The sequence below is a fragment of the Streptomyces sedi genome (genome assembly GCF_006335015.1).
GTDB classification, from domain to species: domain Bacteria; phylum Actinomycetota; class Actinomycetes; order Streptomycetales; family Streptomycetaceae; genus Streptomyces; species Streptomyces sedi.
In genome coordinates this window covers 291,067-303,319 of record NZ_VDGT01000001.1, presented here as the reverse complement: position 1 = coordinate 303,319, position 12,253 = coordinate 291,067, and the positions used below count along the sequence as shown (strand labels likewise).

8 protein-coding genes are annotated in these 12,253 nt (G+C 72.9%); 2 read left to right on the top strand and 6 right to left on the bottom strand.

Features of this window, described 5'->3' with window-relative positions:
• Window positions 1–58: 58 nt before the first annotated feature.
• The gene (locus FH715_RS01170; RefSeq protein WP_139640086.1) at window positions 59–739 is read left to right on the top strand and encodes a TetR/AcrR family transcriptional regulator; all 681 of its coding nucleotides are present in this window, start codon (window positions 59–61) and stop codon (window positions 737–739) included.
• Window positions 740–830: 91 nt separating this feature from the next.
• On the opposite strand, the gene FH715_RS01165 is transcribed toward FH715_RS01170, so the two are convergent.
• Together FH715_RS01165 and FH715_RS01160 are read right to left on the bottom strand one after the other, a co-directional pair.
• Window positions 831–1,583 (bottom strand): maleylpyruvate isomerase family mycothiol-dependent enzyme, encoded by a 753-nt coding sequence (locus tag FH715_RS01165; RefSeq protein ID WP_170184592.1) that lies wholly within the window; start codon window positions 1,581–1,583, stop codon window positions 831–833.
• Between the two features lie 47 nt (window positions 1,584–1,630).
• Window positions 1,631–2,671, bottom strand: a complete 1,041-nt coding sequence (locus FH715_RS01160) for an SDR family NAD(P)-dependent oxidoreductase (protein ID WP_139640084.1) — start codon at window positions 2,669–2,671, stop codon at window positions 1,631–1,633.
• A 364-nt stretch (window positions 2,672–3,035) separates the two neighbouring features.
• On the opposite strand from FH715_RS01160, the gene FH715_RS01155 reads away from it, so the two are divergent.
• On the top strand, window positions 3,036–3,851 hold the full coding sequence (locus FH715_RS01155) for a helix-turn-helix domain-containing protein (RefSeq protein WP_342782147.1): 816 nt from the start codon (window positions 3,036–3,038) through the stop codon (window positions 3,849–3,851).
• An 81-nt stretch (window positions 3,852–3,932) separates the two neighbouring features.
• Here FH715_RS01155 and FH715_RS01150 read toward each other — a convergent pair whose 3' ends face one another.
• The 4 genes from FH715_RS01150 to FH715_RS01135 are packed head-to-tail and all read right to left on the bottom strand — an operon-like array spanning window position 3,933 to window position 12,061.
• Complete coding sequence (locus FH715_RS01150; protein WP_139640082.1) at window positions 3,933–5,306, bottom strand: cytochrome P450; 1,374 nt, start codon at window positions 5,304–5,306, stop codon at window positions 3,933–3,935.
• The gene (locus tag FH715_RS01145) at window positions 5,303–5,839 is read right to left on the bottom strand and encodes a flavin reductase family protein (protein ID WP_139640081.1); all 537 of its coding nucleotides are present in this window, start codon (window positions 5,837–5,839) and stop codon (window positions 5,303–5,305) included. Before FH715_RS01145 ends, FH715_RS01150 begins: the two co-directional genes overlap by 4 nt.
• Window positions 5,839–6,303 carry an acyl-CoA thioesterase gene (locus tag FH715_RS01140; protein WP_139640080.1) on the bottom strand — a complete coding sequence of 155 codons (465 nt, stop codon included), beginning with the start codon at window positions 6,301–6,303 and terminating at the stop codon, window positions 5,839–5,841. Before FH715_RS01140 ends, FH715_RS01145 begins: the two co-directional genes overlap by 1 nt.
• Window positions 6,296–12,061: a type I polyketide synthase gene (locus FH715_RS01135; protein WP_139640079.1), complete on the bottom strand. Its 5,766-nt coding sequence runs from the start codon at window positions 12,059–12,061 to the stop codon at window positions 6,296–6,298. Before FH715_RS01135 ends, FH715_RS01140 begins: the two co-directional genes overlap by 8 nt.
• Window positions 12,062–12,253 lie beyond the last annotated feature (192 nt).

Below are 12,253 nucleotides of genomic sequence, written 5' to 3'. Positions count from 1 at the left end.
GCGGAGACATCCGCGTCATCAGGAACGTCCAAAACGTCAGGAAGGGGGGCGCTCCCGGATGAGCCCGCGCAAGGTCAACCCGCAGCTCCGCACCGCCATGATCGACATCGCCGCCCGGCTGCTCGCCGAGGAGGGGCCCGCCGCCTTCTCCGCACGGCGGATCGCGGAGGAGGCCGGCAGCTCCACCATGCCGGTCTACACGCACTTCGGCGGGATGGCCGGGCTGGTGCGGGAGATCGTGCACGAGGGATTCGCCCGGCTCCAGGACGGGTTCAGCGAGGTGGCGGAGTCCGACGACCCGGTGGCCGACATGGCGCTGCTGGGCCGGGTCTACCGCCACAACGCGCGTGTCCGTCCGCATCTGTACGCGGTGATGTTCGGTGGGGCCTCGCTCGCCGGCTTCTCGCTCTCGGACGACGACCGCACCCACGGCCGGTACACCCTGACGCCGGTCATCGCCTGCGCTCGGCGCTGCATCGCGTGCGGGAGGTTCCGCACGGACGACGCCGAGCTGGTGGCGCAGCGCATGTGGATCGCGACGCACGGCCTGGTGACCCTCGAACTGGGGCAGTACCTGGTGGCGCCGTACGACGCGGAGCGCACCTTCGAGGCTCAGTTGGTGGGCCTGATGACCAGTGCCGGCGACGAGGTGAGGGCCGCCGTCCGCTCGGTCGACGCGTCACGCGCCCGCGAGCCGTTCCCGCTGGCGGACGGGTGGGACGCGGCGGACAGTGCCTAGAGGGCCTCTCTTTCGGATCCTCACCGACCCCGCGAGCCCGCGAGGATCCGAAAGAGAGGCCCCGACACGGGCCGCGCGGCTCGCGCCAAGGTCAGCGGGCCAGCGCGGGCCGTTCGTGGGCGGTGGCGGGCGGGGTGAAGGGGCCCCAGGTGAACGCGGGCAGCCAGTGGGCCGGGTCGGCGCCCCGCCAGTCGAGCGCGGCCAACTGGGCGGGCGAACGCCGGCCGGTCAGCGAGCGCAGCAGGTCCCAGGGCGCGGCGCGCAGCGTTGCCACCGGCTCCCCCGGGCCCGATGGCCAACTGGGGCCACCCACCGACACCACGCGCAGCGGCGGGAGTTCGGCCGTGCGCACGGCGTGGCAGAAGCCCCTGGCGACCAGGTCGAGCGAGCCGGCGAACGCCGGATGGCCGACGGGCGGCGGCTCGTCCAGGGCGCGCCTGATGTCGAGTTCGTGGGTGAAGGCGTCCATGATCAGCGGTTCGCTCAACTCGGCCGTGCCGCCGCCGACTCGGGCGTCCAGCTCTGCCCCCAGCTGGGCCCACAGCTCCAGCAGCCGGCGGAGGTCCCCGCTGTCCGGCCCGGTCGCCGTGGCCAGCGCCGGCACCTCCGCGTCCTCGCCCCGCACGATCCTGGTCCGCACGGCCAGGCAGATGCCGACCAGGTGCCGCACCAGGTCGGTCACGTTCCATCCGGGGCAGGCCGGCACCGGAGTCCCGCCGGCGTTCTGGCGCCGCTCCAGCAGGCGGGTGAGGCTCCGCCTGGTGTGCGCGTACGCGACGTGCCGGGGCGCGGGGGTCCACCACCCGGTGCCGGGCGCGTCGGTCGCTCGTCGCTCGCTCTCCATGTGCTTCCGTTCTCCCTCGCCTTCGGTGCCCGCACGGTGTCGGTGACTCAACGGACGCCGGCGCGGCGGGACATGGCGGCCAGCCCTGCCTGCCGGTCGCTGAGCCGGCCGCTTTGGTGCAGCCAGGCGACGGTGTCCCGCACGGTCTCGCCCAGCGGTCGCGGCCTGCATCCGAGGCCCTCGGCGTGCTCCGCGACCCGGGTGTCGCACAGGCAGGTGTAGATCGCGCCGTACTCGGCTGGAACGGGCCAGGGCCACACCCTCCTGAAGGCGTCGGCCGCGAGCCCCACCGGGACCAGGGCGCGCGCCGGCAGCCGGACGGCGGGCAGCGCACGCCCCGTGACCGCCCTGAGGGTGGCCAGGAAACGTGCGGTCGACACCTGGTGGTTCGGCCCGAAGAACCGGTTCTTTCCCCGCGGTGGCGCGGAGAACAGTCGCGCGTGCAGAGCGGCGGTGTCCCTGACGTCGCCGAGCGGGAATCCGCCGGTGGGCCAGATCGGCATCATTCCTCTGAGCGTGTTGTGTAAACGGGTCGTCTGGTCCCCGAGATGGGGATCGTGTGGGCCGAGAAGTGCCGGTGGGTAGGTGATGAGAACGGGAGCGCCGTTTTCCTGTAATTGTCGGGCGATTCGTTCGGCTGCGGCCTTGCTCGCCAGATAGGGTTCGCGCGGTCGACCCGCCGGTGAATTTCCGTCGAGTGGGCTGCGTGGCGCAGGGAAGAGCGCGCCGACGCTGGAAACGTGCACGATCGGATTCATGTCGAGCGCGTGCGCGGTGGTGAGGACGTTCCAGGTTCCCCGTGTATTTACCCGGCGCAGTTCGGCCGTTTTCCTGCTGTCGAACGAGTAGACCGAGGCCGCGTGGAGCACGGCGTCCGCGCCGGCCAGCGCGGTGGCGACGCCGTCCTCGTCGGTGACGTCGCAGGTCACGACGGACACTCGCGCCCGGTGTTCGCCCCATGGGCGCAACGCCCTGTTCACCAGGGCGGGGTCGCGCACCAGCAGGCGAACGCGGTGGCCGGCGGCGAGGATTCCGGCAGTCGAGTGGGCGCCGACAAAGCCGGTGCCGCCGGTAACCGCGACGAGCACGGGGGTCTCCTTTCCGCCGGTCGCCGACGTGTGGCGCCCGTGGGCATTTCGGTTCCCCCAGCATCACGGCAACCGGGTGCCGTTGTCTTCTTCCACGTTGCTTTCACGGCGTCGATCACCATGGGGTGAACCGGGTGCCAATCGAGGTGATGCGGAGGCCGGGCTCGAACTGGCTTGAACTCGACGCCTATTTGCCCCTTGCTGATCGACTTCTTCCGGGTTATGCTGCGCCTGTTCACGTTAATTGGGCGAGGCGTGCGTCCGATTCTGAATGGGCGTTACGGGGGCGACGGTCGAGCCAATCCTGGAGTGACCATCCGGCTCCGTGAAATCTGTTGGAGACTCCCTCCCTCGCCTGGCCGGCATGCCTGACCAGATGCCACTCAGAAACACGGGAGAACGACCCATGGAAAGCAGTATGAAATGCTCCGTTGAGCGAGTCATCGACGCGATGCACAAGAACCTAGGCGAACAGCTCACCATCGACGACATGGCCCGCATAGCAATGTTCAGCAAATTTCACTTCTCTCGCACTTTCCGGGCCGAAACGGGCATGTCTCCCGGTCGCTTCCTGTCCGCGCTGCGCCTGGAGGCCGCCAAGCGGCTGCTGCTGTCGACCGCGCTCAGCGTCGCCGACATCAGCAACCGGGTCGGCTACTCCAGCGTCGGGACGTTCTCCACCCGCTTCAAGGCGGCGGTGGGCGTCGCGCCCACCGTCTACCGGGCGACCGGGGGGCACACCGCCTGGCGCGCGGTCCAGTCCCCCGGCGGCCAGGGCCGGGGCTCCTCCACCGTCAGCGGGCACATCTCGTTCCCCGTTCCCGCCTGGAACGCGCCCGTCTTCGTCGGGCTGTTCCCCGACGTCGTCCCGCAGGGCGCGCCCGTCAGGTGCGCCGAGCTGCGCGGCCCGGGCAACTATCTGCTGGAGGACGTGCCGAACGGCGTCTGGCACGTCCTGGCCTGCTCCGCCGTGCCCGCCGGGGAGCCGGACGGTCCCGAAGACGAGGCCGCGCCGCCGCTCCGACTGGTGGGCGGCAGCGGACCGTTGGCGGTCGGGCCGGGGCTCGGCCGGGCCAGCGCCGACATGCTCTTACGCAGGGCGGAGTCGTTCGACCCGCCCGTGCTGGTGGCACTCGCGCCGGTCGCCGAAGCCGAACGGGTCATCCCCGTGGCCTCGTAGCGGCGGCGCCACCGCCACGACGTGAGAAAACGCCTTCGGGCCCGCGCCAGCGCGCGGGCCCGAAGGCGTTCGGCTCGTTCCTCAGCTCGTGCTCCGCGCGGGCCTGACGGTCATCGGCAGGCCGTCCCGCACCCGCAGCGACAGCATCGCCTCCGGCCGCACCCGGTGGCCCGGCACCGCGGCCAACCGCAACTCCCGGCTCAACTGGGCGATGACAAAGACCGCCTCCATCATCCCCAGGTGGTTGCCCACGCAGAACCGCGGCCCCGCGCCGAACGGGATGTAGGCGTAGCGCGGGCGGTCCTCGGCGGCGCCCGGGCCGAAGCGGTCCGGTTCGAAGGCGTCGGGCCGCCGCCAGTAGCGCGGGTGCCGGTGCAGTGTGTACGGCGAGACCAGCACCTGGCCGCCGGCCGGCACCCGGTAGCCGCCGACGTCGTCCTGGGCCAGCGCCCTGCGGGTCAGAATCCAGACCGGTGGATAGAGCCGCATCACCTCCTCTACCACCTGGCTCGTGTAGGTCAGCTCCCGCAGGTCCTCGTAAGTCGGTAGCCGCGACCCCAGTACCTTGGTGGATTCGTCGCGCAGCCGTTCCTCGACCTCGGGGTGGTGGCTGATCAGGTGGAACGCCCAACTCAGCGTCGACGCCGTGGTCTCGTGGCCGGCGAGCAGCAAGGTGACCAACTCGTCGCGCAGCCGCCGTTCGGCCACCCGCGGATCGGGCTCGGCCGCGACGGAGAGCAGCAGCCGGGAGAGCGCGTCGTCCCGGCCGGCCAGGCCCTCCCGGCCGCGGCTCCCGGTGAGCGAAGCCACCACCCGGTCCAGGTCGGCCCTGGCCCGGCGGAACCGCAGCTGGTGGGGGATGGGCAGCCAGGCGGGCACCATGTTGAGCGAGATCATCTCGAACATCGCCTGGTCCTGGACCGTCTCGAAAGACCCGCCCATGGTCGCGTACGGGCCGAGGTCGGCGTCCAGCAGCGTGCGCCCCAGCACGCCGAGGGTCAGCCCCGTCATCTCCTGCCGCACGTCCACCGGTCCTTGCCCCAGCCGGCTCCGCAGCCGGGCCACCAGGGCCGCCGCCTCCTCGGCGACCGCCCCGGCCTGCCCGGCTATCCGCCGGCTCTGGAAGACCGGCTGAACGGTCCTGCGCTGCGCCCGCCAGCGTTCGCCCTCGCTCGTCAACAGCCCGTCGCCCAGCGCGCGTTTGGCGTGGGTGAGGCCGATCCCCTTGTGGTAGTTGGCGTGGTTGTCGGCGAGCACGTGCTTGGCGTGGTCGGGGTGGTTGAAGAAGTGCAGATGGGTCGGTCCCATCGGCAGCCGCACCGCGTCGCCGTAGCGGTCGGCGGCGGCGCGCATCACGCCGAGCCGGTCCCTGGCGAGCTCGCCGAGCAGCCGCAGACTCGCTCTCCTGGGCGGTCCCGGCGGCGTCGGCGCCGTCGTCCGCGCGATTCCCCTCATGTCGCCACCCCGCTGGAATCGGTGTGGCTGAGCTGGCGGAACCGGCCCGCGTGGAAGAGCAGCGCCTCCGCCTCCGGCCCGTCGGTCAGCGTAAGCAGCCGGCCGACGTAGATGGTGTGGTCGCCGCCCGCGTAGCCGCGCCACACCGCGCACTCAAGGGTCACCAACGCGTCCCGGATCAGCGGCACCCCGGTGGCGCGCCCGGGGAACCAGTCGACGGTGTCGAACTGGGCCGCGCCCAACGGGCGCCGCCGGTCGGCGAAGTGCCGGGCCACCGGCTCCTGCCGGGAGGAGAGGACGGAGAGTCCGAAGTGGGCGTGGGACTCCAGACTGGCGTGCATCAGCGCGCCCCGGTCGACGCACACCAGCACCAGCGGCGGGTCGAGGGAGACGGAGGTGAAGGAGTTGGCGGTCATGCCGTGCGGCGTCCGCCCGCCGACCGTCACCAGGGTGACCCCCGTGGCGAACGCCCCCAACGACCTGCGCAGCGTCCCCGGTTCCAGCGCCCGGCCGGAGAGCCGTTCCGGCGCCATCAGGCGGCCCTCCGCGCCGCGGCCGGAACCCGCGGCCGATAGGGCTCCAACGCGCGCAGCAGCGCGTCGGGCACCCGGCTCGGCACGGTCCTGGTGTTGGGCCCGCGCATACAGGCGACCCGCTGCCGCCCGCGGGCCACCAGTGTCTCCACGCCGGTGCCCTCGGGGTCCAGCCGCACGTAGTCGAAGCCGAACTCCAGCTGGGTCTGCCCCAGATCGATCAGCCGCATCCGGATGGACAGCTCGTCGAACGCGGTGATCTCGGCGAAGAACTCGCACTCCACCCTGAGGGTGAAGAGCTTCAGGTCGTCGCGCAGGTCTTCCAGCACCTCGGGTGCCAGACGCTTGAGGAACATCTCCCGGCAGCGGCCCTGCCAACGGACGTAGTGGACGTAGTAGACGTTGCCCACCAGGTTGGTCTCCTCGAAACCAACGGTGTGGCGGAGTTCGAAGTACTCAGGCATCGGTCAGGGACCGCCCTTCGGAGAGAATCGCGAACACGACCTGTTCGTTGACGTTCCGCAGCGCCGTCGCGAAGGTCGCGATCCGCGCCGTGCCGGAGACCAGCACCGACCAGCCGGTGCGCTCCCGCGCGGCGAGCGTCAACGGCGCGTCACCCAACGGCAGTCCGGCCTTGCGCAGGCACTCGACCGCCGACCAGACGCGGGTGCGGGCGGAGTCGGTGGACTCCCCGCTCTCCTTGGCGAGGAGATCGGCCACCGGTAGATAGGCGCCCAGGAGCCCCGCCCACTCCTCCGCCGTGCGGGGCGCCACAGCCTCCACGTCGCAACCGAGGGCGCCAGACCCCGCGACGCAGAGGGTGACGCCGGCGCCGTGGGAAGCCGAGACCCCGGTGCCGGCCACCTCGGGGCGGCCGTCCGGCCGGTAGTCGACGGTCGCCGGGCGGCCCAGGGCGCGCCCGGCGGCGAGCGCGGTGCGCTCGCCACGCTCCGCCGGCTCCGGGCCGTCGGGTTCGACCGCGACCGCGACCCGGGCCCCGGTCACCTCCTCAAGCGTCCGCTCCAGGTAGGAGCCGAGCAGCGGGGCGACCCACGGCCCCGTGCCGTCCAGGCGGCGTACCGCGCGCAGCCACAGCCCGTCCCAGCGTTCGACGACCTCGCCGTCCGGGGTGCGTACGGCGATGTCGTACACGTACGTGTCGCCGTCCTGGTGGCGCTCGGTGGCGCTGAACCGCAGGGGCTCCGCCGTGGGGCGCGGTCCCGAGGTCCGCAGCCGTTCGATCCGCACGGGCAGCAGGGTGGCGTCCGGCACGCACACCTGGTTGCCGTGCATCAACGTGTCCCGGACACCCGGGTCGCCCAGTAGCAGCTCGCCCGGCAGGAAGTCGGCGAACCAGTCGGTCGGGCCCGGCACGGTCTCCACGTCGACCGCCCGGGCGGCGGCCCGGTGAAACGTGGTCAGCCGCTGGAAGCGCCGCCCCTGGAAGAGCACCGAGCCGTAGAGGTCGCGCGTGGGGTCGAGCGGCACCGGCGGCAGCCCGGCCGGCACCCGCTCCGGCGGGCCCGCCGGCGGCGGCGCCTCACCGAACCGCAGCAGCGCCCGGAAGTGGTCCGCCGCGAAGCCCGTCTCCTCGCTGCGCAGCACCACCCGTAGCAGTCCGTCGTCCACCACGGTGGCGGCGACCCGGATGGTGGTGGTGCCGTTCGGCGGGACGATCACGGGACGGGGGAACTCGACGTCCTCGAAGGCCGGCGCCCGCCGTTCGCCCACCGCCGCGGCGGCGGCCTGGGCCATCGCCTCCAGGCCGAGCACGGCGGGGAAGAGCAGGTTGTCGTCCAGCAGATGGTCCGCCAGATACAGGTCGGTGCCCGCGCTCAGCTCGACCTCGCTCACCAGCTCCACACCGTGGTAGCGCACCAGCGGCTCGCCGACGAAGCGCAGCAGCGGCAGCTCGGGCGCGTGGAGCCGCACGGTGTCGATCGCCCCGGTGCGCCCGCTGACCACCACCACGGGTGGCGCGCCGGCGTCGGCGACCAGCCGGCGCATGATCTCCACGCCCTGGTCGGGGGTGAGGGGCGTGATGCCGTCGTGGGCCAGGGACTCGACGACGGAGAGCCGTTCCCCCATGCCCACGCCGGACCAGACCGACCACTCCACGCACATCGTCCGGCAGTCGGGGTGGGTGGCGGCGAACTCCTCGGTGAGCGTGGCCAGCCACTCGTTGGCCGTCGCGTAGTGCGCCTCACCCCGCAGACCGACCCGGCCGATGACGCTGCCGAAAGTCACCAGGAGCCGCAGACGTTCGGTGTCCACCGCCTCCAGCACGGCGCGCAGCCCCTCGGTCTTGGGCGCCATCGTGTCCGAGAGCTCGGTCTCGGTCAGGGTAGCGAGTCCGGTCGGCGCGTTCCGCCCCGCGCCGTGCAGTACGGCGGTGACCGCGCCGAGCCGCTCCGCCAGTTCGGCGACCGCGTCCCGCACCTGCTGGCGGTCCGTGACGTCGGCCCTGGCGTAGCCGACGGTGACGCCGGCGTCCGCCATCCGCCGTAGGTTGGCGGCGAGTTCCGCGTCCTCGTCCGGCGAGGAGCGGCCCAGCAGCGCCAGCGCGGCACCACTGTCCCCGGCCAGCGCGAGCGCGCACTCGGCGGTGATGCCCTTGCCCCCGCCGGTGACCAGCAGCACGTCCTGGGGGCCGAGCGGGGTCTTCGACTCAGGGGCGCGGACCGGCATGGCGCGGAGCGTGGGCACCCGGCGCACCCCCTCCGCGTCGTAGTGCGCCTCCGCGAACCCCACGGTCGCCGCGGCCTCCTGGACGGTCCACGCGACGGCCTCCGGCACGGCGGGCGCGCGCACCACCGTCACTCGCAGCCCGGGCGCCTCCAGATGCAGCGACTTCGCCAACCCGGCCGCGCCGCCGCCCGGTTGCAGCAGCACGAGACGCCCGTCCGACGGCCCGGTGAGCGCCGCCCTGGCGCCGGCGAGCGCCAATGACAGGTGCCGCTCCGGCTCGTGCTCCGGAAGGCACACCAGCTGCCCCCCGCCGAGCGCCGCGTCCGTCAGGGCCTCGGCCAGCGGGGCGGCCAGCGGGTCGCCCTCGACGGCGTGCACGTCCCAGTGCCCGGGGGCGCTGGCGCCGGCGCCCGCCGGCAGCGGCACCTCGTCCAGGGCGACCGACCAGGCCCTGGCCCACGCGGTGGCGCCCTCGGCGGCCGGCGCGCGCCGGGCCTCCGGCGCGTTCTGGGCCAACGAGTCCAGAGCTTCGGCGAGTTCGGCGAGAGTGGCGGTCGCGAAGTTGGTCGGCGGCTGCACGAGGGAGACCCCGAGATAGCCGGCCGCCTGGTTGAACAGCTGGCCGCCGGTGATCGAGCTGAGGTGCAGATCCTCCAGGAGCCGGCTGTCGTCGCTCACCAGGTCTCCGGGCAACTCCACGCGCTCAGCGACGAGTCGGCGCAGTATCTCCAGGCTGGAGCCCGAGGCGGCCAACGGCGACGGCTCCTCGGCCGGTCCCTTGGGAGCCGGTGCCCCGCCGGGGGCCTGCCCCGGCGTCAGGGTGGGGACTTCCTCGCACGGGCTGGTCAGGAACGTGAAGCTCCGCCCGATCGGCAACGGGCGCGCCGGCCGCCCCCGGAAGAGAGCACCGTGGTCCACCGGGGCGCCGGCCACATACGCGGTGCCGACGACCCGCAGCAGCCCGGTGAGGGACTCGTCGTCCGTGTCCAGGGCGACCGCGGGGGTGGGGGAGACGGATCCGGCCAGCCCGGCCAGCACCCGGCCGGGGCCCACCTCGATCCACAGGTCCACCTCGTCGGAGGCCGCCGCGACCGCCTGCGCGAAGCGCACCGGCTCGACGATCTGGCGGCGCAGCAGCGCCCGCACGTCCGTCTCCGGCACCAACGGCTCGCCCGTGACGGTGGAGACTACCCGCCCCATCACCGGCCCGAACTCCTCGTCGGCGAGGCGGTCGGCGAACGCGTCGGCGGCCGGTGCCACGAGCGGCGAGTGGAAGGCGTGCGACACCCGCAGCCGGGTCGCGCGCACGCCCGCGGCGGACGCCTGCTCACCGAAAGCGTCAACGGCCTCCGGCGGCCCGGCGACCACGGTCTGCTCGGGACCGTTGAAGCCGGCGACGACCAGCGGCAGCGCGCCGATCAGGGAACGCACCACGTCCGGCGCCGCCTCCACCCCGGCCATCGTGCCGGTGGAGCTGTGCCGGGCCATGGTCTCGCCCCGGGTGGCGGCCACCCGCAGCAGCGCCGACTCGCCGAGCGCGCCCGCCCAGTGCAGTGCCGAGATCTCGCCCAGGCTGTGGCCGACGGCGACCTCGGCCTCTACGCCGAGCGAGGCCAGCGCACGGAGCCCGGCCAACGAGCCGGTCACGATGCGCGGTTGGGCCACTTCGGTCGCGACGGCGTCGGCCCCCGAGGGCAGCGCGGCCCGCGTGTACGCCTCGGCCGCCTCGGGGAACCGACGGCGCAGCGCGCCACCGCTGACCCCGTGGCCCGACCCCTGTCCGGGGAAGAGGAAGCCGATCCGGCCGGCGCCCGCTCGCCCGTACAGGTCCTGGCCGTCGGTGGAGCCCCAGCTCTCCTCGCCCGCGTCGAGGTGGTCCAGCATCCGCCGCAGCCGCAGCTCCGCGTCGTCCGGTGAGGCCACCACCAGCGCCGCCCGGTACGGCAGCTCGCGCAGGCCGCGCTGTGTCTCGGCCGCGAGGTCGGCGAGGTCGGCGTACGAGAGCCGCGGGACGAACGCGGTCAACTCGGCCACAGAGGAGCGTAGTTCGGTCGGCGAGGCGGCGTCGAGCAGGAGCAGTTCGGCGTCCTGGGCGGTGGTCGCCAGGTCCCGCGCGCGGGCGTTGAGGGCGGGGCGCCGGCGCCGTTCTACGCCCTCGACGGCCACGTGGGTGTTGATGCCGCCGAACCCCATGGCGGTTACGCCGGCCCGCAGAGGGGCGTCTGTCGGCCAGGGCTCGGCCTGCCGTAGGACCCGCAGCAGATCCGGGTTCTCCTCCAACACCTGGTGCGGCTCGAACGAGCCGACGCTGGGCGGCAGCACCCCGTGGTGCACCGCCAGCGCGGTCTTGATCAACGCGGCCACCCCAGCCGCAGCCTTGGTGTGCCCGATCATGCCCTTGATCGAGCCGATCGCCGCCGGGCCGCGTGCGGTGCCGGCCTCGGCCCTGGCGGCGGCCAGCGCGGAGAGTTCGGTCGCGTCCCCCACCTCGGTGCCGGTGCCGTGCCCCTCGAAGAGCGTCACCGAACCGACGTCGAAGCCGGCCATCTCGTAGGCGCGGCCCAGCGCGAGCCGGTAGCCGCTGGCCTCCGGCCGGGTGATGCCGCCGCGGCCGTCGGATGAGACGCCCCAGCCGCTGAGCGTGGCGTAGACGCGGTGGCCGGAGGCGACAGCGTCGCGCTCCCGCATCAGCACGACCATGCCGCAGCCCTCGCCCGGCCAGAAGCCGTTGGAGCCCCGGTCGTAGACCCGCATCTCGCCCCTGGCGAGGGCGCCAGTCTTGGCGAAGCCGACGATCTCGAAGGGGTCGATCGACAGGTCGACGCCGCCGGCGACGGCGACGTCCCACTCGCCGTCCCGCAGCCCCCGGCAGGCGGTGGCGACCGAGAGCAGCGAGGAGGAGCAGGCGCCGTCCACGGTGTAGCCGCCGCCGTTGAGGTCGAAGTGGTTGCAGATCCGGCCGGCGATGGTGTTCGACAGCCCGCCGGCGAGGGTGTCCTCGTCCGGGGCGGGGAAGGGGCTCTTGTAGGAGCGCTCCAGCTCTGTGAGGAAGGTGTCCAGCCGCTCGTCCGACCAGCCCTGCTCTCGCAGGGAGCCGCCGACCACCCGACGGACGTAAGGCCAGCGCAACCGCATCAGGTTGGCCCTGGCGAACTCGCCGGTGAGGGTGTTGCCCACGACGACCCCCGCGCGTTTCCTCGGCAGGCCTTCCGCCTCGGGGAAGCCGGCGTCCGCCAGAGCCCGGCCGGCGATGTCGAGGGCCAGCCAGTGGGTGAGGTCGGTGGAACGGTAGGTGCTGCCCGCGATGCGGTGCGCCGCCCGGTCGAACTCGTAGCCCTCGATGACGGCCGCGTTCCTCGCGTAGAAGCGGTCGGGAACGGACGGGTCCCGGTCCCAGTAGTCCGCCAGGTTCATCCGCTCGTCCGGCAGCCGGCGGAACGCCCGGCGGCCGGCCAGGGCGTTCTCCCAGAGTTCGTTCGGGGAAGTGGCGTCCGGATAGCGGCAAGCCATGCCTACAACGGCGATCCTGTCCATGCTGGTATGGCCTTCTTCCTCTTGTCCGCGTTGCTTTCGGAGATGGGGATCGCGATCGCTTCCCACTCTGCACCACGGAAAAGGAGGGTGTCTTCTTTCAGTATGCTAATGCGCCGCCCTGACCTGCGTTTTTGGCATCACGACGTTATGTGTCGCCGTTATGTAGAGGCGTTATGCCGGGGCGATGACCCG

Excerpts from the sequence above, each read along its gene's own strand:
- FH715_RS01165 (WP_170184592.1), bottom strand. The coding sequence starts at position 1,583 with ATGGAGAGCGAGCGACGAGCGACCGACGCGCCCGGCACCGGGTGGTGG.
- FH715_RS01140 (WP_139640080.1), bottom strand. The coding sequence starts at position 6,303 with ATGCCTGAGTACTTCGAACTCCGCCACACCGTTGGTTTCGAGGAGACC.
- FH715_RS01155 (WP_342782147.1), top strand. The coding sequence starts at position 3,036 with ATGCCTGACCAGATGCCACTCAGAAACACGGGAGAACGACCCATGGAA.
- FH715_RS01135 (WP_139640079.1), bottom strand. The coding sequence starts at position 12,061 with ATGGACAGGATCGCCGTTGTAGGCATGGCTTGCCGCTATCCGGACGCC.
- FH715_RS01145 (WP_139640081.1), bottom strand. The coding sequence starts at position 5,839 with ATGGCGCCGGAACGGCTCTCCGGCCGGGCGCTGGAACCGGGGACGCTG.
- FH715_RS01170 (WP_139640086.1), top strand. The coding sequence starts at position 59 with ATGAGCCCGCGCAAGGTCAACCCGCAGCTCCGCACCGCCATGATCGAC.
- FH715_RS01150 (WP_139640082.1), bottom strand. The coding sequence starts at position 5,306 with ATGAGGGGAATCGCGCGGACGACGGCGCCGACGCCGCCGGGACCGCCC.